The organism is Mesorhizobium sp. P2_E9, from assembly GCF_056403815.1.
Genome location: NZ_JBFUET010000002.1, coordinates 88,095 through 107,793, shown reverse-complemented (window position 1 = coordinate 107,793; position 19,699 = coordinate 88,095). Strand labels below are relative to the sequence as shown.

Below are 19,699 nucleotides of genomic sequence, written 5' to 3'. Positions count from 1 at the left end.
CTCAGGAGCGCGGTCTGGTCTTCTGCGGATCGTAATGGGCGAAGGCGACGACTCGCGCCGGCAGCCGTTTGGCATGGCCGTCGAGCTTGCCGATCTCGACCTCCGTGCCGATAGCCGCGTGGGTGACGTCGAGCCTTGCCAGCGCGATGTTCTTGTTCAGTACCGGCGAACGCATGCCCGAGGTGACAACGCCGATCTGGGCGCGGCCGACATGGACGCAGTCGCCATGGCCGACCGCGACATTGCTGTCGATGTCGAGCCCGACCAGTCTGTTCTGCGGGTTCTCCTTGCGCCGGATCAGCGCCTCGCGGCCGATGAAATCGTCGGTCTTGCTCTTCAGCGGCACGGTGAAGCCGATGCCGGCCTCGAACGGGTCGGTCTGGTCGGAAAATTCGTAACCGGCAAAGATCAGTCCGGCCTCGATGCGCACCATGTCGAGAGCCTGCAGGCCCATCGGCTTCAGCCCATGCGGCTGGCCGGCCTCCCAGATGGCGTCGAACACTTTTTCGGCGTCGCGCGGATGGCACCAGATCTCGTAGCCAAGCTCGCCGGTATAGCCGGTGCGCGAGACGACGACCGGAATGCCATTGCCGCCGCCGATGCGCGCGACGGCGAAGCGGAACCATTCGAGCTCATCGATCGACGGCTGCAATGGCGACGTCCAGATCACTTCCCTGAGGATGTCGCGGCTCTTCGGACCCTGCACGGCGACATTGTGCATCTGGTCGGTCGATGAGCGCACCAGCACATTGAGCCCGAGCTTTTTGGCGGTCTCGCGCAGCCACTCGCCGGACAGATCGTCGCCGCCGACCCAGCGAAAATTGTCCTTGCCGAGCCGCAGCAGCGTGCCGTCGTCGATCATGCCGCCATGCTCGTAACACATGGCGGAATAGACGACCTGGCCGACGCCGAGTTTCTTGACATCGCGGGTCAGCGTGTATTGCAGCAGCGCTTCGGAGTCCGGGCCGGTCACTTCGAACTTACGCAGCGGTGACAGGTCCATGATCACGGCATCCTGCCGGCAGGCCCAGTATTCGGCGATGAGGCCTTCTTTGGCGAAGGAATTGGCCAGCCAATAGCCCTTGTACTCCGAAAAGTTGCGGGTGTGCTTGGCGAAGCTCGAATGAAAGGCGGTCTCGCGGGTCATTTTCGGTTCCGAATCGGGCGTCATGCGTCTGGCGATCGCTCGCGAGAATTTGTGCTGGCCGGAATAGGTTCGCACATGGATGTCGGTGAGATCCCAGCCATTGGCCGGCGTCGTGTCGTCGGGGCAGGCGGAGGACACGCAGACGATGTCGGTCAGTGCGCGCAGGAGGACATAGTCGCCGGCGCGTGACCACGGCTCGTCGGACACCATGACACCATGCGCGTCGATCGCCGTGTTGAAGAAGAAGTTGATCGCCATCCAGCCGGCGCGGGGCGTGACGCCCTTGCCGGTCAGAGCGCCGTTGAAATTCTCCGAGCAGTTGGTGTGGCCGGGATAGCCGATGTCGTCGTAATATTTGGCCGCACAAGCCAGCGCGAAGGCGTCGTGCCGGCCGCATGTGTCCTGCACGACTTCGACCAGCGGCTCCATGTCCTGGTCGTAATATTTCGAATGCAGGCCGGGCATCGGATAGCTGGCGCCCATCAGCGTGCGTGTCGTCGTCACGTCGAGCGGATGGTCGAGGCCCCTGTCCAGCTTGCGCGCCGAAAAGCACTGGAAGTCGGTGCACTGGCGCCCGTCGACATCGATGATCTGCAGATAGTCGCCGGCCTTGACGAAATAGGATTCGGCGGTCGCCGAATGGACGCGCAGGTCGAGCACCGGATCGGCGAGCGGTTCGGCCAACTGCGATTTTGCCTTCAGGCGGATTGTGGCGCGCCGCACGATGACGGTAAGCGGCGTTGCCGTGTCGTGGCCATCGACCAGCATCGGCCCGCCGGGCGCGGCGATGACCATCGAGCCGTCGCGCGTGGCCGTGAAAGCCTGTTCCGTACCGGCAGGCGTGGTGGCGCCGAACACGCGCACCGCCTTGGCCTGGTCGAGCTGCACCTGCCGGCGCGCAATGCCGCGCCGCAACGCGCCGATACTGTCGTCGCCCTCGGCAAGCAGTGCCTTGATGCCGGCGGCATTGCTGTTGGATTTTTCACCGAAGATGCCGGGATCGGTCGCGCCTGCGGTGTCCCAGGCCAGCAGCTCGCACGCCTGGCCGCCCTCGACATTGCGCACCGTGATCGTATCGCCCGCCTCGACCTCGATCAGCACCGCACCATTGCCCTGGATCGTGTAACGCTCCATGCCCGGCGGCAGCGCGATCTGGCCGGGCCTCAGGATGAGGCTCGGGCGCGGCGGTCCAGATGCGACGGCGGGGTAGGGCGATTGGCTCATCTCAGCCTTGCTGTTCGAGAAACAAGTTTGCCTGTGTGTGAAATTATTTTAGCAGCAAGAATAGCAGCGCGGTTGAGTTTGGCAAGGCGGAGGTGATGTAAGCTGCCCCTTCTCCCCCTGTGGGAGAAGGTGTCACCGAAGGCGACGGATTAGGGGTGCTCCAGGGAAAGCGAACGTCTCACTTCGCTGGAACACCCCTCATCCGTCTCGTCGCTGCGCGCCGATCCACCTTCTCCCGCAAGGGGAGAAGGAAGAGCCGCGCACAAGCGCTACGCCAGTTCCTCGGAATGATTGATCGCCACGCCATACTCCGCAGCCGAGTCGAGCATCGTGTGCCACAGGCTTTCAGCGAAAGTCGCGAACACCAGAACGTTGAACACGGCCAATCCATCTCGATCATTCCCACGCCAGAGCGTGACGCTGGTGTGGTCCATCGAGGTTGCCGCCGCCGCACCAACCGCGAACGCATCGGGGTGCAGATCAATCGACGACAGCTTGGCCAACATCGCCCGCGCCTTGGCGCCGGAGATGCTGATCAGCACCCGCGCATGTGATTGGTCGGACAGCGAAGCAGAGGCCGCAAACGCTTGGGTAAGTGCCCCAGCTGCATGCTTGCCGTCCTTCGACAGCACAAAAAACTGGTCCGGTCCCGACCAGATCAGCGTGGCGTGGGCACCCCCAACCGCCTTTGGTGCTTCCGGAGCAGCAACACCGAACCTGCTCTTCGCAGCCTTGGCCATCTCCGCCGCCTTGCCACGCCGCGCCATCACCTGCACCAGCTCGAAATTGCGGATCTCGGTCAGCGTCACGCCGGCGTCACCACGCGCGCCATGCGCACCGGCGACAAGCGCCTGCTCTAGCGGGCTGCGGACGTCCCAGGAAAACTCAGCCACGCTGGCGCCCTCCATCCGGATCGTAGAAGACGGGATTGCAGAGTTCGACATCATAGTCTTCGCCGCGGATCGGATCGTGCGCATGGACGATCTCGCCGACGCGTTCGCGGCCGCGCTCGACAAGCGCCAGCCCGATCCATTGGTCTGATGTCGGCGAAAAGCAGACCGAGGTGACGTAACCCTGGTCGTTGCGTGGCCCAGGTGTCTGCCCTTTCGGGATGATGTGCGCACCGGAGCGCAGCCGGCGTGCCTTGTCGGTCGGCTTGATGCCGACCACGACCTGGCGATCCGGCGCCACCAGCGCCTCGCGCCCGGCCATGACGCGGCCGATATAGTCTTTCTTGGTCGACATCATCTTGCCGAGACCAAGGTCGGCGGCCGTCGTTGTGCCGCTCAGTTCCGGTCCGGCGATGTGACCCTTCTCGATGCGCATCACGCCGAGCGCCTCGGTGCCATAAGGCGTCACGCCGAGCGGTTCTCCTGCAAGCATCAGATTGCGCGCCATCGCCTCGCCGTAGCGCGCCGGCACCGAAATCTCGAACGCCATTTCGCCGGAGAAGGAGATGCGGAACAGCCGCGCCTTGATGCCGCCGCGCAAAGCGACTTCGCGCGCGCCCATGAATGGGAAACCTTCGTTGGAAAGGTCTTCCGCAGAATCGACGATCTCCTTGAGCAGGTCGCGGGTCTTCGGTCCCGCGATCGAGAATTGCGCCCATTGGTCGGAGACGGAGGTCAGCTGCACGTCGAGTTCTGGGAACAGCACCTGCCGGCAGAATTCGAGATGCTGCATCACCAGCCCGGCCTTGGCCGTGGTGGTGGTCAGGAAATAATGATCCTCGGCCAGCCGCGATGTCGTACCGTCATCATAGACGATGCCGTCCTCGCGCAGCATCAGCCCGTAACGGGCTTTTCCCACGGCGAGATTGGAGAAGGTGTTGATATAGACGCGGTCGAGGAAGGCGCCAGCATCCGGACCGTGCACGTCGATCTTGCCGAGCGTCGAGACGTCGCAGAAGCCAACGCCGCTTCGCACCGCCTTGACCTCGCGGGTGACGGATACCAGCCAGTCCTTCTCGTCGGCGCGCGGATACCATTGCGCCCGCTTCCACAGACCAGTGTCGACGAAGATCGCGCCCTGTTCGGCGGCCCAGTGATGCGACGGCGTCAGCCGCGTCGCATGGAAAGTCTCGTCGCGATGGTGGCCGGCGAAGGCGCCGATGGCGACGGGTACGTAAGGAGGTCGGTAGATCGTCGTGCCCGTCTCGGGAATGGACCGGCCGCTGACAGCAGCCATGATCGCGAGTCCGGCGACGTTCGAGGTCTTGCCCTGGTCGGTCGCCATGCCGAGCGTGGTGTAGCGCTTCAGATGCTCGACCGATTCAAAACCTTCGCGTTGGGCAAGTTCGATGTCGGAGGCGGTGACATCGTGCTGGTAGTCGACAAAGGCCTTGCCCTTGCCGGCAACGTGCCAGAGCGGCGCCAACGAAAAGGCCTCGTCGTCCGCGACTGGTGCTGAGCCGGTCTTGCCGGCACGCCCAGCATCACGTGCCGCCGCTGCACCTGCGGCGAACCCTTCAGCCAGGCAGGCGCCAAGGCCGAAGGCACCGTTGGCGGCACCGGCGGCGACCATGCCGGGAGGCGCGCCGTCGGGCACGAAGGCAGCGATATCGTCGCGCCATTTCGGCCGGCCGCGATGATAGGAGGTCAGCCCGACCGCGGGATTCCAGCCACCTGAAACCGCAAGCCCGTCGGCCTCGACTTCGGCGCGCGCGCCGCCGGTCAGCGACACCGCGATTTTCCGCACGCCATCCTTGCCGCCGTCGACGCCGCTGACGGAGCCGTGGAGTATCGTGAACCCATTCTTGGAGGCCAGCGAGCGATGTGCCGACGAAACGTCTGGCCGCGCGTCGATCACCGCCGCGATTTGCAGCCCCGCGCCAAGCGCCGTCTCGACCGTGCGCCAGCCATCTTCATTGTTGGTGAACAGCGCGACCCGCTTTGCAGGAGCGGCGGCATAGCGCGCGACATAGGTCCGCATCGCGGAAGCCATCATCACGCCGGGCGTGTCATTGCCGGCGAAGACGATGGGACGTTCGATGGCGCCAGCGGCAACGACGCAGCGCTTGGCCACGATCCGCCACAGCCGTTGGCGCACCTGGTGCTCGGGCGGAGAGGGCAGGTGGTCATTGACCCGCTCCAGCGCACCATAGGTGCCACCGTCATAGACACCGAACAGCGTCGTGCGGGTCATGATGCGAACATCGGGCATCGAACCCAGCTCGGCCAGTGTCCGCGACAGCCAATCGGTTGCCGGTAGGCCGTCGATCGTACCGCCATCCGATAGCAGCCGCCCGCCAGGCGTGAAATCTTCCTCGCATAGGATGACGCGGGCGCCGCTGCGGCCGGCAGCCAATGCTGCTGCCAGACCGGCCGCACCGGAACCGGCGATCAGCACATCGCAATGCGCCCACGCCTTGTCGTAGTGGTCGGGATCGGCGACGCCTGAAGCCCGACCGAGACCGGCGGCGCGGCGGATCGCCGGCTCGTAGATCGCTTCCCAGAATTTCGCCGGCCACATGAAGGTCTTGTAGTAGAAGCCGGCGACGAAGATCGGCGCGAACAGCTGGTTGACCGACATCACATCGTGGCGCAGCGACGGCCAACGGTTCTGGCTGGCGGCCTCCAGCCCTTCATAGAGCTCGGCGGTCGTCGCCTTGGTGTTCGGCTCGCGCCGGGCGCCGGTGCGCAGCTCAACCAGCGCGTTGGGTTCTTCCGAGCCTGCTGTCAGGATGCCGCGCGGGCGGTGATACTTGAACGAGCGGCCGACCAGCTTGACGCCATTGGCAACGAGCGCCGACGCCAGCGTGTCGCCCTGGAAGCCGGAAAAGCTCTTGCCGTCGAAGCGGAAATTCAGCGGCGCCGAGCGGTCGATGAGACCGCCGCTGTCCAGCCGGTTTGTCTGCGCGCCGGCCATCACGCGCCAACCTTCGCGGCGCCGGCGCCCACAGCCGGCTCAACCGAAGAAATCTCATGCGTCAGCGAGTTGCGGGTGACCTTCAGCCAGGCCCGGCAGCCGCCGCCATGGTACCAATTCTCGCTCATCACGCCGGCGACATTGTCGCGCAGATAGACATAGTCGAACACCTCGTCTTCCGAGGCGCCGGCTGCCGGCCGCACCGGCTTGGCGTCGCCGAGATAGGTGAACTCGCCGAGTTCGCGTTCGCCGCAGAAGGGACAGGTGATGCGCATGTGACCGTCCTCAGTGCAGGTTCGGTTGGGCGCCCTGGCCCTTTTCGTCGATCATGGCACCAGTCCGGAAGCGGTCGAGGCGGAACCGCGCTGCCTCCTCGTGCGGTGTGTCGCGGGCCAGAAGATGGGCAAAGACAAAGCCTGAACCCGGCGTCGCCTTGAAGCCGCCATAGCACCAGCCGGCATTGAGATAGAGGCCGTCGACGGGCGTCTTGTCGATGATCGGCGAGCCGTCCATAGACATGTCCATGATGCCGCCCCACTGGCGCAAGAGCCGCACGCGGCCGATCATCGGCATCAGCGCCATGCCGCCCTCGCAGACATCCTCCATCACGGGCATGTTGCCGCGCTGGGCGTAGGAATTGTAGCCGTCAATGTCACCGCCGAAGACAAGGCCGCCCTTGTCGGACTGGCTGACATAGAAATGGCCGGCGCCGAAGGTCATGACTCCGGGGATCAGCGGCTTGATCGCCTCGGAAACGAAGGCCTGCAGCACATGGCTTTCGATCGGCAGGCGCAAGCCCGCCATATCAGCGACGCGCGACGATGAGCCGGCGACGGCCATGCCGACCTTGCCGGCGCCGATCTTGCCACGCGACGTCTCGACACCAGTCACCTTGCCATTGGCGTCCCTGACAAAGCCGGTGACCTCGCAATTCTGGATGATGTCGACGCCGAGCCCGCTCGCCGCATGCGCATAGCCCCAGACCACGGCGTCGTGCCGCGCCGTGCCGCCGCGCCGCTGCAGCAATCCGCCTTGCACGGGGAAACGCGCATTGTCGTAGTTCAGGAACGGTATCATCTTCTTGACCGCGGCGAGGTCGAGCAGTTCGGCGTCGATGCCGTTGATGCGCATGGTGTTGCCGCGCCGCGCATAGGCGTCGCGTTGCGCATCGGAATGGTAGAGGTTGATGACGCCGCGCTGGCTGACCATCGAATTGTAGTTGAGGTCCTGCTCCATCCGTTCCCACAGCTTCATCGACAATTCGTAGAAGCCGGTGTTGCCGGGCAGGCCGTAATTGGAGCGGATGATGGTGGTGTTGCGGCCGGCATTGCCGGAACCGATCCAGCCCTTCTCGAGCACCGCGACATTCTTGATGCCGTATTCGCTGGCGAGGAACCAGGCGGTGGCCAGGCCATGGCCGCCACCGCCGATGATCACCACGTCGTAGCGATCCTTCGGCGTGGCGTCGCGCCAGGTGCGCTGCCAGTTCTTGTGGCCGGACAAGGCGGCACGGGCGAGCGAGAAGATCGAGTATTTCATACGTTCATTCCGAGGTCGCTCGCCCCAAACCGGACATCAGATATCCAGCGTGTGGTCGCGCTCCCATTGCGTGAAGTGCGAAGCATAGGAATTCCATTCCTGGTGCTTCAGCTTTAGATAAGCCGACGAGAATTCCTCACCCAGCGCCGCCTTGAGCGATTTGTCCTTGTCGAACTCGCGCAGCGCGTCGAGCAGGTTGAGCGGCAGTTTTGGCGCGCCCTTCACCGTGTGCCCATGCTGGTACATGTCGATGTCGTAGCGCTTGCCGGGATCGGCCTTGGAGCGGATGCCGTCGAGACCGGCGGCAATGATGACTGCCTGCAGCAGGTAAGGGTTGGCGGCACCGTCGGGCAGCCGCAGCTCGAAGCGGCCTGGGCCTGGCACGCGCACCATATGGGTGCGGTTGTTGCCGGTCCAGGTCACCGTGTTCGGCGCCCAGGTCGCGCCCGAGATGGTGCGCGGCGCGTTGATGCGCTTGTAGGAATTGACCGTCGGGTTGGTGATGGCGGCCAAGGCCGAGGCGTGCTTCATGATGCCGCCGAGGAAATTCTTGCCCTTGGCCGAAAGGCCGAGTTCCATCGCATTGTCGGCAAAGACGTTGGTCTTGCCTGCCTTGTCCCACACCGAGATATGGGCGTGGCAGCCATTGCCGGTCAGGCCCTGGAAGGGCTTGGGCATGAAGGTGGCGCGCAGGCCGTGCTTTTCGGCGACCGACCTGACCATGAATTTGAAGAAGGAGTGCTTGTCGGCGGTCGCCAGCGCGTCGTCGAAGGCCCAGTTCATCTCGAACTGGCCGTTGGCATCCTCGTGGTCGTTCTGGTAGGGGCTCCATCCCAGCGCCAGCATATGGTCGCAGATCTCGGCGATGACATCGTAGCGGCGCATCACCGCTTGCTGATCGTAGCAGGGCTTCGAGGCCGTGTCGTACTGGTCTGATATAACGCTGCCGTCCGGCGAGATCAGGAAGAACTCGGCCTCGACGCCGGTCTTGACATGCATGCCGTCGCCGGCGGCCTCCGCAATCAGCCGCCTCAGCGTGTTGCGCGGCGTCTGGTCGACCTCCTTGTCGTCCATGATGCAGTTGGCGGCGACCCAGGCCACCTCCTTTTTCCATGGCAACTGGATGACCGAGTCTGGATCCGGCACCGCCAGCATGTCGGGATGCGCCGGCGTGAGATCCAGCCAGGTGGCGAAACCGGCAAAGCCGGCGCCATCCTTCTGCATATCGGCGATCGCCTGCGCCGGCACCAGCTTGGCGCGCTGGCCACCGAACAGGTCGGTGTAGGAAATCATGAAATATTTGACGCCGTTCTGTTTGGCGAATGCGGCGAGATCGTTCCCCATTATAATTCCTCGCTTATGTCTTTGGATGCTGTTTTTAGAAGCCGTTTTTCCCCGGTATCCAGTTGGTGCCGGCCAACGGCACGCCGGCCATGGCGGCGGCTTCGATGGTGAGCGCGACGAGATCTTCGGGCTCGAGATTGTGCAGGCTGTTCTTGCCGCAGGCGCGGGCAATGGTTTGAGCCTCCAGCGTCATCACCTTGAGGTAGTTCGCCAGCCGGCGACCGGCGGCCACCGGGTCGACCCGCTTCATCAGCTCCGGGTCCTGGGTGGTGATGCCGGCGGGGTCGCGGCCCTCGTGCCAGTCGTCATAGGCCCCGGCCGTCGTGCCGAGCTCGTTGTACTCCGCCTCCCAGCGGGGATCGTTGTCGCCGAGCGCGACCAGAGCCGCGGTGCCGATCGACACCGCGTCGACACCAAGCGCCAGCGCTTTGGCGACATCGGCGCCATTGCGGATGCCGCCCGAAATGATCAGCTGCACCTTGCGGTGCATGCCGAGATCCTGCAGCGCCTGCACGGCTGGCCTGATGCAGGCAAGTGTCGGCTGGCCGACATTTTCGATGAACACTTCCTGCGTCGCCGCTGTGCCGCCCTGCATGCCGTCGACGACGACGACATCGGCGCCGGCCTTCACCGCCAGGGCGGTATCATAATAGGGGCGGGCGCCGCCGACCTTGACGTAGATCGGCTTTTCCCAGTCGGTGATTTCACGCAGTTCGAGGATCTTGATCTCGAGATCGTCCGGGCCGGTCCAGTCGGGGTGACGCGAGGCCGAGCGCTGGTCGATGCCTTTCGGCAGCGTGCGCATCTCGGCGACGCGATCGGAGATTTTCTGGCCGAGCAGCATGCCGCCGCCGCCCGGCTTGGCGCCCTGGCCGACAACGACTTCGATCGCATCGGCGCGACGCAAATCGCGCAAATTCATGCCATAGCGCGAGGGCAAATATTGATAGACCAGTTGCTTGGAATGGCCGCGCTCTTCCTCGGTCATGCCGCCATCGCCCGTCGTGGTCGAAGTGCCCGACAGCGTCGCGCCGCGCCCGAGCGCTTCCTTGGCGGGACCGGACAGCGAGCCGAAGCTCATGCCGGCAATGGTGATCGGGATTTTCAGCTCGATCGGCTTCTTGGCATGGCGCGAACCCAGCACCACGCTGGTGTCGCAGCGCTCGCGGTAGCCTTCGAGCGGATAGCGCGAGATCGAGGCGCCGAGGAACAGCAGGTCGTCGAAATGCGGCAGCTTGCGCTTGGCGCCGGCGCCCCTGATATCATAGATGCCGGTCGCGGCGGCGCGGCGGATTTCGGAAAGCGTGTAGTCGTCGAAGGTCGCGGATTTGCGCGGCGTCGTCGGCGGGTTGCGATAGGTCATGCTGCCTCAATACGCGTCGGCGTTGTCGATATTGAAATTGTAAAGCGTGCGCGCCGAGCCGTAGCGTTGGAACTCCGACGGCTTGACGCCAGTGACGCCGGCACGGTCGAGCAGACCCTGCAGCAATTCCAGATGCTCGGGCCGCATCTCCTTGGCGATGCAGTCGGCGCCGAGGCTGTCGACCTTGCCGCGCACAAACAGCCGCGCCTCGTAGATGGAATCGCCCAGCGCATCGCCGGCATCGCCCAGCACCACCAGATTGCCGGACTGCGCCATGAAGGCCGACATGTGGCCGATATTGCCGTGCACGACGATGTCGATGCCTTTCATCGAGATGCCGCAGCGCGACGAGGCATTGCCCTCGATGACCAGCAGGCCGCCCTTGCCGGTGGCGCCGGCATACTGGCTGGCGTCGCCTTTGATCGTGATCGAGCCCGACATCATGTTCTCGCCGACGCCGGGGCCGGCCGAACCGTGCACGGTGATGGTGCTGCCGGAATTCATGCCGCCGCAGTAATAGCCGACGCTGCCACGCACATCGATGCTGACGGGCTGGTCGACGCCGACGGCGACGGAATGGCTGCCCTTCGGGTGCAGTACTTCCCACGCCGTTTCGTTGGAACCGGGCGTCAGATTGTGCAGCGCCTGGTTGAGCTCGCGCAGCGACGACACATCGAGATCGAACACCCGAGAGGCGTGGTCGCTCGCCGCCGCCTTTGAAAGTTTGGTTGCCGGCATGAACTCAATGCTCCCAGAAATAGACGGTTGCGGGTTCCGGTTCCCAGACCCTCGCATTGTCTATGCCGGGCAGTTTGGTCAACGCGCGATATTCCGAGCCGAAGGCGACATACTGGTCGGTCTCGGCCATCACGGCGGGCTTGCAGGCGATCGGGTCGCGCACGACGCCAAAACCGTTCTTGGTGCCGACGACGAAGGTGAAGAAGCCGTCGAGGTCGGAGAGCGTGCCTTCCAGCGCCTCGCCGAGATTCTTGCCATGCGCCATCTGCGAGGAGAGGTAGGCAGCCGCCACTTCAGTGTCGTTCTCGGTCTCGAATTTCATGCCCTCGCGGATCAGCTCGCGACGGACATTGTTGTGGTTGGAGAGCGAGCCATTGTGCACCAGGCACTGGTCGGCGCCGGTGGAGAAGGGATGCGCGCCCATCGTCGTCACCGCCGATTCCGTCGCCATGCGGGTGTGGCCGATGCCATGCGTGCCGGTCATCTTGCGGACGTCGAAGCGATCGACGACCGCCTCGGGCAGGCCGACTTCCTTGTAGATCTCGACGACGTCGCCGGCACCCATGATGCGGATGTCGGGACGCAGCGTCTGGATGGCCTCGCGGGCCTCGTCGATCTTGCCCGGCGTTGTCCTGACGACGGCATGGGTCGATTTCACGGCGATGCTCACCGGCACGCCGATCGCCTTGGTCAGCTCCGCTTCGAGACCGCGGAAATCACGCTCCGGCTTGGCCGACTGGATGGTGATCTTGGCCTCATTCTTGGAGGGGGCGCCATAGATGGCGATGCCTGCGCTGTCCGGGCCGCGATCGCTGAGCGAGACCAGCATCTCCGACAGCATCGCGCCGAGCTTCGGCTCCAGCGACTTGTCCTTCAAAAACAGTCCGACAATTCCACACATGTCAGCCTCCCGGCGTTTCTAGCTAAGAGATCGTTTGTAGCTAAGAGATGATGTACCGAATGCGTTGCACGAATTCAATCACATGAAAAAAATTTTCCTCTAGTTACGTATGCGGCGCAATGCCGCCATGCGAATTATCGCTGCCCTGCGCGGCATTGTGAACCCACAGGGTATGGCGGATACGTGCGAGCTTGTAGGCGTCGAGGACCGACAGCGCATAGATCAGGAAGCCGCCGGCATGACGGCCGATGAAGCTGGCGTCGGGCGGCGCGATCTTGGCGGTGACCCAGGCCAGGATCACCATGAAGAAAAGAAACTGCAACCCGCGTACAGGCACGCCCAGAATGACATGGCCGCTCGCCGGCAGCACGATTGCGGCGCCCAGGACGAGATAGGGGTTTGTTGCCGCCGGCGAGGTGTCTGAACTGGTCATGCGGCTTGCCGTTCGCTTTTGTTTATGGCGTCGCGCAGCGCCGAGAGGGATATGAGCAACCGTTGGATCAGCGCCGGATCGATCTGCGCGTCACCGAACGCGGCCTGCCGGAAAACGCCGTAGCGCGCCCGCTCTGCCTCGGCCAGCAGCCAGACGATGCGCACTCCGTTTGGCGTGATCAGCAATTCCTTGGCGCGTCCTTCCGAAAAGGGCTCCAGATGGTCGGCGATGATGCCTTGCGGGAAACGCGTGCCGCGGCGGTCGGTCCGCAGCACCGCCTCCGCGGGAAATCCCGGAGCCTTGGGCAGTGTGTGCTGGAGATGGTCGAAATTGGAGAAAGTCGTCGGCGAGCCCGGCCGCACCATCATGTCGAAGGTGGCTGGCACGGCGACCTTTTCGGTGATCGAAACGCTGAGCCAGCGTGCCGGCAGTTTTCGCGTCGCCAGCGTATCGACGACGGTGCGCAGTTGAACGCGCTGGCCGTTCCACGATCCTTCCCAGGTGATGACCCCGGCGGTGCCGTCCGAAACATTGGCTGCGTCGGCAATGACGGTGCGGATGCCGGCCTCGTCCGCGGCGAGCGCAGCCAAAACCCTGTTGCGGCTGCGCCGCGCCAGCCACGCAAAGTGAAGGGCGAGGGCCAGGACAATGGCCCCGGCAAGCAGTGCTGATGTCACCTCGGACATTTTATCATGCCTGGCCCATCCGGCATCCGGACGGGCCGTCTCCCATCAATAGCCCTGCGGTTTCGGCCACGGCATGGTGAACTGGTCGCCGCGGCGCACATAGCGGTAGCGGTAGAAATGGAACCACAGCGAGATCAGGAAGTAGAAGGCGACCATGGCGATCAGCTGCGAGCCGTAGCCGAGGAAGATGGCGAAGAAGGTGACCACGCACAGGCAGAACAGCACAATCGCCGGCAGCGGATGGAAGGGGTGCGTGTAGCCACGGCGGATCGTGCCGAGCGGCCACTTCTTGCGGAACATCATGATGTTGATGCTCATGAAGGTGTATTGCAGCACGCCCGACAGGATCGAGAAGGTGATCGCCTGATTGAGGTCGGCGATGAAGGCGAAGGCGAGCGCGATCGGCAGCAGGAACAGGATCGAGCGGTAGGGCGTGCGGTATTTGGGATGCACCGCCGAGAACCAGCTCGGCAGATAGCGGTCGCGGCCGAGCGAGAACCAGGCGCGTGCCGCATCATTGATGCAGCCATTGGCCGAGGCCAAAGCGGCAAGCAGCGTGGCGATGAACAGCAGGTTTTCCAGCAGCGGGCTGCCCGTCAGCTTGCCGGCGTCCCACAGCGGATAATAGGTGATGCCGAGATACTCCCATGGCATCAGCGAGGCGCAGACATACCAGGTCATGGCGGCGGCGATCAGAAGCGTGATCATGCCGGCCATGGTGCCGTAGGGCAGCGAGCGCGCGGGCGAGCGCACTTCCTCGGCGGCCTGCGTGGTGCCTTCGATGCCGAGATAATACCAGATGCCGAACTGGAAGGCGGCGATGACGCCGATCCAGCCATAGGGCAAGGCATTGCCGGGCGTCACCAGTTCGTTGAGCTTCAGCACTGCGCCTTGCGTCCACGGGCTGACCGAGAAGAACAGAATGACGATCGAGATATAGGCGATGGCCGTGATGACGAAGTTGACGTTGAGCGTCATCAGGACGCCGCGATAGTTGAGCCAGGCCAGCACCACGATGGTGGCGGCGATGAAGGAATTGTGGGTGAGCCCTTCGACGCCGGCCTTGGCGACGATGGTGTCGCCGAGCAGGATCGCGTCCGAGACTTCCAGCATCGTGTAGGCAAACACCAGGAACAGCGCGACGTTGAAGGCCATCAGCGGCCCGACAATGTGCTTGGCCTGCGCGTACTGGCCGCCGGCGGCGGCGACCGTCGATGTCACCTCGGAATCGATCATGGCGACCGAGGTGTAGAGCAACCCGACGACCCAGCAGACGATCAGCGCGGCCAGCGCGCCGCCCTTGTCGGCGGAGAAATTCCAGCCGGTGAACTCACCGACCAGAACGATGCCGACCCCGAGCGCCCAGACATGGGCGGGGCCGAGCACCCGCAGCAGCGAGACCCTGTCGCCGTGGATTGTCGTCGTTTGTGCCGTTTCAATCGCTGCCGTCATGTCAGTCCCCACTCAGATCCGATGTTTTTCGGAAACGGCTTCAAGCTCGCCTTCGCGTGACGAGGTCAGAACGTCCTCGGAATAGGTCGTATCGACCTTGAACCAGTCGTAGAGCATCCACAAAGCGAGCACGACCGAGATGCCCCAGCATGCGTAAGAGAGTGAAATCCACATGGTGCGTCCCCGATTGCTTGTCTTCGGAACTCTTACTTGTCGTCGAACTTTTCGTTGATGACGTCGCGGTATTCGCGGTCGGATGCACGGAACAGGAACACGAAATAACCGATCAGCACCGCCGCCATGATGATCAGCGTCGGCCAGTCGATGACATAGTGGAATCGGTTCTGGATGACGTCGTGCGCGGTCTCGGGTGTGTAGCCGAGCTTCTCCCAGATCGCGGCCATGGTCGGGTTCTGACCAAGCGCTTCCCAGGTTTTGGCGTCGAGCGCGTCGATGGATTTGGCGGCTCCGGCCAGGCCCAGTTTCAGCGGCAGCCACAGTGCCACGAAAATGGCGACCACAACGACGGCGATATCGAAGACTTGCCCGGCCTTGCTCTGCTCCGGCGGCGTATAGCGCGACATCTCTTGTACCCTTCAGGACTTGCGGTTGCGGGATGCGTCGGCGTTCTTGATATCGAGGCCGTAGATGAAGTCCTTGTCTTCCTTGTAGTGTTTGACCATCGCCAGGATTGCGGCCGTGTTGAAGATCAGCACGGCGGCGGCGGCGATCGCGACGACGGCCTTGATGCCGCTGTCGGGAATGTACGGCCATGTCATGAAGAGGACGAAGAGGATCGTCACCCACAGGCAGATGATCAGCAACGCGGATCCACGCAAATCGGAACGGTACAGCGCTTCGATGCGCTGCTGCAGGTCTGACATCGGTTTTTCCCCTTTTTCCGACGCCCGGTTCCGAATTCGCCGCGCGCCGCCCTCTTTCAAGAGAGTGAAATTTTTTTCATAAACTCTGTCCGAATTGAGCGATTGTCAAGCGCCATTTACGTTGAGTTAACCGTTTGGTCGGGGCGGTCGATTTTGCCTGACAATGAAATTATTTGCTTTCAGGGGATTGCGGCTCTCGCGCGTTTGCGGTCAATATTCATCCCAAAGCTCCGGCCTCCGAGCCAAGGAGCAGGGAACAATGGATTTTTGAAACGGAGGACGATCGGATGACGGCATCCTGGAGATTCTCGACCCTGGCGGATCGCCATCGCGCGCTGGGTTCGAAGCTCGAAGACTGGAGCGGCATGGGCACCGCCTGGACCTACCACAAGGACGCCGACGAAGAGTACACCGCCATCCGCACCAAGGCCGGGCTGATGGATGTGTCGGGCCTCAAGAAGGTCCACATCACCGGCCCGCACGCTTCGCATCTCATCGACCTCGCCACCACCCGCGACGTCGAAAAGATCTACCCCGGCAAGTCGGCCTATGCCTGCATGCTGAACGAGGCGGGAAAATTCACCGACGACTGCATCCTCTACCGCACCGGGCCGAACGCCTGGATGGTGGTGCATGGCTCAGGCACTGGCCATGAGGAGTTGCAGCGCGCTTCCGTCGGCCGCGATGTGTCGTTGCGCTTCGACGACAATCTGCATGATCTGTCACTGCAAGGGCCGGCCGCGGTCGACTATCTCGCCAAGCACGTGCCGGGCATCCGCGACCTCAACTATTTCCATCACATGCAGACGCAGCTGTTCGGCTTCCCGGTGATGATCTCGCGCACCGGCTACACCGGCGAGCGCGGCTACGAGATCTTCTGCCGTGGCCAGGATGCCGGCACGATCTGGGACAGGATTCTCGACGAGGGCAAGAGCGCCGGCATCATTCCCTGCCGCTTCACTACGCTCGACATGCTGCGCGTCGAAAGCTACCTCTTGTTCTACCCTTACGACAATTCGCAAAAATATCCGTTCGAGAATGAAGGCCCCGGCGACACGCTGTGGGAGCTCGGCCTCGACTTCACTGTCAGCCCCGGCAAGACCGGATTCCGTGGGGCCGAGGAGCACTACCGCCTCAAGGGCAAGGAGCGCTTCAAGATCTATGGTGTGTTGTTGGACGGCAAGGAGCCGGCCGACGAAGGCGCACCGGTCTATCGCGACGGCAAAAAGGTCGGCGTGGTGACCTGCGCCATGTATTCGCCGCTGGTCAAGAAATCGATGGGCATCGCCCGCCTTGATGTCGACTGCGCGGTCAAGGACACCAAGCTCGAAATCCGCAACAAGAGCGGATCGATCAAGGCGACGGCGCAGCCACTGCCGTTCGACGATCCCAAAAAGACCAAGCGCACGGCCAAGGGTTGAGGCATCATCAACAGCGAGGGGTTCGAGGCACGAAGACTTAAATGGCAGCCAAAAGCATCATCAGTCGGCCGGTCTACGGAACGCTCTCTCCGCAGCCCGGCAAACACCATCTTTTCATCGCCGATGCCGAAGGTGCGCTCGCTATTTTAGACATGGCCGCAAGAGCGCCAGCCGGGTTTTTCGACGGCGCCGAAATCGTCTTTATCCCGGATCCGGACGGCAAACACGTCGCAGCACTCGAAGCGCTGAAGCCGGCCCAGTTCCATCAGGCGCCGTCCTTCGCCAGCCTGCTGCCGCGACTGAAGCAGACGCTGAGCAACGCCCATATGGGCCTGCGCCTCTACCTCGCCGGCACCGAAGGGCTGATCGGCCAGGCGATGCAGGTGGCGCTCGAAGCTGGCATCGACCACACCTCGATGCAAACCGAGCATCGCGGCTCGCTGGCACGGCGCATGCAATGCGTGCACTGCAAGGGCATCACCGAAAACGTCACGACGCAACCGGCGACCTGCGCGCATTGCGGCCTGCTGCTTCTGGTGCGCGATCACTACTCCAGGCGTCTCGCCGCTTTCCAGGGCGTCTGCATCAATGCCGAGGATCGCTCGGAAATTCCTCCAATGGAGGAGGCCTTCCCATGAGCACCGGCACCACCAAGCTCGATGTCGTGGTCAGCGACGTCGTTCCGGTCAACGAGCTGGTCACCCGTTTCCATTTCCGCCGGCGCGACGGCGATCTGTTGCCGACCTTTTCCGGCGGCGCCCATGTCGTGGTCGAGATGCGCGATGGCGACCGCACAAGGCTCAATCCCTATTCGCTGATGGGCTCGCCGCTCGACACGCGCGAATACACGATCTCGGTGCGTCGCGACGATGTCGGACGCGGCGGCTCGCTGTTCATGCATCGGTCCGTCAAGCCGGGACTGGAGATGGTGATCAGCTATCCCGTCAATTTGTTCTCACTCGACCTCAGGGCGAAAAAGCATCTGATGCTCGCCGGCGGCATCGGCATCACGCCCTTCATGGCGCAGACCGCGCAATTGGCGGGCGAGGGCGGCAATTTCGAACTGCATTACACCTGCCGCACCGCCTCGCTAGGCACCTATGCCGACGTGCTGCGGGAGCGCTACAACAGGCGCATCAGGCTTTATCACGACGACCTGGACGAGCGCATCGATCTCGACCGCTTGCTGTCGACACAGCCGCTCGGCACACATCTCTATGTCTGCGGTCCCGCCGGCATGATCAACTGGGTGCGCGACCGCGCAGCCGCTTTGGGCTGGCCATCGGAGGCCGTGCATTTCGAGCATTTCGCCGCACCCCAGCCAGGCCTGCCTTTCGACGTGACGCTTGCCGTCACCGGCAAGACGATCCGCGTTGACGAGCAGCAGAGCCTGCTGGAAGCGATCGAGGCGGCCGGCGTCGATCCGCCCTATCTCTGCCGCGGCGGTGTCTGCGGCCAGTGCGAGACCAATGTCATCTCTTACGATGGCAAGTTCATCCACAATGACCACTGGCTGAGCGAGGAAGACCATCGTTCCGGCTGCAAGATCATGCCGTGCGTCTCGCGCTTCGAGGGCAAGTCGTTGGTCTTGGAAAGATAGGAGGCGAGCTTGGGCATCACCTTTCGCAAGGAAACGTTCCGCGACGATTTCACCTTCAAGAACAGCCCGGAGCATATCAGGCGGTTCCCGTTCCCGTTCCACGAAGACAGCTACATGTATGCGGTCAACATCGAGCCGCATGTGGTTGGCCCGAAGGGCAGCGTGCTGGAAAACCTGATCGACGTCGACGAACACTATGTCGCCGAGATGCAGGACCGGGCGCTGGTGCTAGCCGAGGACCCGCTGCGCTGCCAGTCGCTGCCGCACATGACGCTGGCCGGCTGGGACCTGCTCGAGCTTTTGATGGAACAGCAGGCGCTCGGCTATCCCGAACATTTCACGCTGACCCGCGACGGCGACCGCTGGCGGTGGATCAACCGGCCGCTCGGCATCGACGACACCTTCACCTTCGGCGACACCTCGACCCTGCCTTACGGGCCGATGGAATACATCACCCGCCAAAGCCAGGGCGATTTCTGCATCCTCGACCAGCGCGACGGCAATCTGTGGATGGATGCCGGCATGGTCACCACGCAAGCGGACTGGTCGCTCGATTTCGACATCGGCATGAATTTCTTCGAGTGGCACGCGCCGGTGCCGCTGGCGCATGAGAAGGGAATTTTCACCAGGGCGCTGAAGTTCCTCACCAACATCCAGCAAGGCAAGCCGGCGAGGCGCCTGAACTGGACGATGACCATCAATCCGCGCCTCGACACCAGCCCGGAGAATTACCACAAATGGGGTCCGGATCGCGCCACGGTGACGCCGGACAATGTCGGCGACAAGGTACATCTGCGCGTCGAGTTGCAAAGTTTCTGGCGGCTGCCGCGCTCCAACGGCATCGTCTTCCCGATCCGCTGCTATCTGATCAAGATGGACGAACTTGTGACGCAGCCGAAATGGGCACGCCGCCTGCACCGCGTCATCCGTGACCTGCCCGATGAACTTGCCAACTACAAGGGCCTGACCCGTTATCGGCCGACGCTGGTGGAGTGGCTGTCGACGCTGGATGACGGGAGTGCGACAAGCCCGGGGTTTGGGCCGGACTAGAGCTGCCCTCGAAGCTGCCGATCTCCCCCCTCGTGGGGGAGATGCCCGGC

19 protein-coding genes are annotated in these 19,699 nt (G+C 63.3%); 4 read left to right on the top strand and 15 right to left on the bottom strand.

Annotated features, from left to right (window positions below):
- Position 1: 1 nt before the first annotated feature.
- The 15 genes from AC1D05_RS03795 to AC1D05_RS03725 all read right to left on the bottom strand — a co-directional run bounded on the left by AC1D05_RS03795 (position 2) and on the right by AC1D05_RS03725 (position 15,578).
- Positions 2 to 2,371, bottom strand: a complete 2,370-nt coding sequence (locus AC1D05_RS03795; protein ID WP_477438339.1) for a DUF1989 domain-containing protein — start codon at positions 2,369 to 2,371, stop codon at positions 2 to 4.
- Between the two features lie 269 nt (positions 2,372 to 2,640).
- Positions 2,641 to 3,264: a sarcosine oxidase subunit gamma gene (locus AC1D05_RS03790; protein WP_477438337.1), complete on the bottom strand. Its 624-nt coding sequence runs from the start codon at positions 3,262 to 3,264 to the stop codon at positions 2,641 to 2,643.
- On the bottom strand, positions 3,257 to 6,238 hold the full coding sequence (locus AC1D05_RS03785; RefSeq protein WP_477438335.1) for a sarcosine oxidase subunit alpha: 2,982 nt from the start codon (positions 6,236 to 6,238) through the stop codon (positions 3,257 to 3,259). Before AC1D05_RS03785 ends, AC1D05_RS03790 begins: the two co-directional genes overlap by 8 nt.
- Complete coding sequence (locus AC1D05_RS03780) at positions 6,238 to 6,513, bottom strand: sarcosine oxidase subunit delta (RefSeq protein ID WP_477438333.1); 276 nt, start codon at positions 6,511 to 6,513, stop codon at positions 6,238 to 6,240. Before AC1D05_RS03780 ends, AC1D05_RS03785 begins: the two co-directional genes overlap by 1 nt.
- Before the next feature lie 10 nt (positions 6,514 to 6,523).
- The gene (locus AC1D05_RS03775; RefSeq protein ID WP_477438331.1) at positions 6,524 to 7,777 is read right to left on the bottom strand and encodes a sarcosine oxidase subunit beta family protein; all 1,254 of its coding nucleotides are present in this window, start codon (positions 7,775 to 7,777) and stop codon (positions 6,524 to 6,526) included.
- 36 nt (positions 7,778 to 7,813) lie between these two features.
- Complete coding sequence (gene glnT / locus AC1D05_RS03770) at positions 7,814 to 9,121, bottom strand: type III glutamate--ammonia ligase (protein WP_477438329.1); 1,308 nt, start codon at positions 9,119 to 9,121, stop codon at positions 7,814 to 7,816.
- Positions 9,122 to 9,155: 34 nt separating this feature from the next.
- Entirely contained in the window at positions 9,156 to 10,484 is a 1,329-nt protein-coding gene (locus AC1D05_RS03765) for an FMN-binding glutamate synthase family protein (RefSeq protein WP_027034102.1), read from the bottom strand.
- A gap of 6 nt (positions 10,485 to 10,490) precedes the next feature.
- The gene (locus tag AC1D05_RS03760; protein WP_477438327.1) at positions 10,491 to 11,222 is read right to left on the bottom strand and encodes a GltB/FmdC/FwdC-like GXGXG domain-containing protein; all 732 of its coding nucleotides are present in this window, start codon (positions 11,220 to 11,222) and stop codon (positions 10,491 to 10,493) included.
- Positions 11,223 to 11,226: 4 nt separating this feature from the next.
- Positions 11,227 to 12,123 carry a class II glutamine amidotransferase gene (locus AC1D05_RS03755; RefSeq protein ID WP_477438325.1) on the bottom strand — a complete coding sequence of 299 codons (897 nt, stop codon included), beginning with the start codon at positions 12,121 to 12,123 and terminating at the stop codon, positions 11,227 to 11,229.
- A 103-nt stretch (positions 12,124 to 12,226) separates the two neighbouring features.
- On the bottom strand, positions 12,227 to 12,556 hold the full coding sequence (locus AC1D05_RS03750; protein WP_477438323.1) for a hypothetical protein: 330 nt from the start codon (positions 12,554 to 12,556) through the stop codon (positions 12,227 to 12,229).
- The gene (locus tag AC1D05_RS03745; RefSeq protein WP_477438321.1) at positions 12,553 to 13,242 is read right to left on the bottom strand and encodes a hypothetical protein; all 690 of its coding nucleotides are present in this window, start codon (positions 13,240 to 13,242) and stop codon (positions 12,553 to 12,555) included. Before AC1D05_RS03745 ends, AC1D05_RS03750 begins: the two co-directional genes overlap by 4 nt.
- A 45-nt stretch (positions 13,243 to 13,287) precedes the next feature.
- Positions 13,288 to 14,694, bottom strand: a complete 1,407-nt coding sequence (locus tag AC1D05_RS03740; protein WP_477438319.1) for an APC family permease — start codon at positions 14,692 to 14,694, stop codon at positions 13,288 to 13,290.
- Positions 14,695 to 14,706: 12 nt separating this feature from the next.
- Positions 14,707 to 14,868 (bottom strand): hypothetical protein, encoded by a 162-nt coding sequence (locus AC1D05_RS03735; RefSeq protein ID WP_095198794.1) that lies wholly within the window; start codon positions 14,866 to 14,868, stop codon positions 14,707 to 14,709.
- 32 nt (positions 14,869 to 14,900) lie between these two features.
- The gene (locus AC1D05_RS03730) at positions 14,901 to 15,278 is read right to left on the bottom strand and encodes a hypothetical protein (RefSeq protein ID WP_477438317.1); all 378 of its coding nucleotides are present in this window, start codon (positions 15,276 to 15,278) and stop codon (positions 14,901 to 14,903) included.
- Between the two features lie 12 nt (positions 15,279 to 15,290).
- Positions 15,291 to 15,578, bottom strand: a complete 288-nt coding sequence (locus tag AC1D05_RS03725) for a hypothetical protein (RefSeq protein WP_477438315.1) — start codon at positions 15,576 to 15,578, stop codon at positions 15,291 to 15,293.
- A 287-nt stretch (positions 15,579 to 15,865) separates the two neighbouring features.
- Here AC1D05_RS03725 and AC1D05_RS03720 point away from each other — a divergent pair, with 287 nt between their 5' ends.
- The 4 genes from AC1D05_RS03720 to AC1D05_RS03705 are packed head-to-tail and all read left to right on the top strand — an operon-like array spanning position 15,866 to position 19,649.
- Positions 15,866 to 16,999, top strand: a complete 1,134-nt coding sequence (locus AC1D05_RS03720; protein ID WP_477438313.1) for an aminomethyl transferase family protein — start codon at positions 15,866 to 15,868, stop codon at positions 16,997 to 16,999.
- A gap of 41 nt (positions 17,000 to 17,040) precedes the next feature.
- Positions 17,041 to 17,637 carry a dimethylamine monooxygenase subunit DmmA family protein gene (locus tag AC1D05_RS03715; protein WP_477438311.1) on the top strand — a complete coding sequence of 199 codons (597 nt, stop codon included), beginning with the start codon at positions 17,041 to 17,043 and terminating at the stop codon, positions 17,635 to 17,637.
- Entirely contained in the window at positions 17,634 to 18,599 is a 966-nt protein-coding gene (locus AC1D05_RS03710; protein ID WP_477438309.1) for a PDR/VanB family oxidoreductase, read from the top strand. The genes AC1D05_RS03715 and AC1D05_RS03710 overlap by 4 nt, the downstream gene beginning before the upstream one ends.
- 9 nt (positions 18,600 to 18,608) lie before the next feature.
- On the top strand, positions 18,609 to 19,649 hold the full coding sequence (locus tag AC1D05_RS03705; RefSeq protein ID WP_477438307.1) for a heme-dependent oxidative N-demethylase family protein: 1,041 nt from the start codon (positions 18,609 to 18,611) through the stop codon (positions 19,647 to 19,649).
- The last annotated feature ends 50 nt before the right edge of the window (positions 19,650 to 19,699 follow it).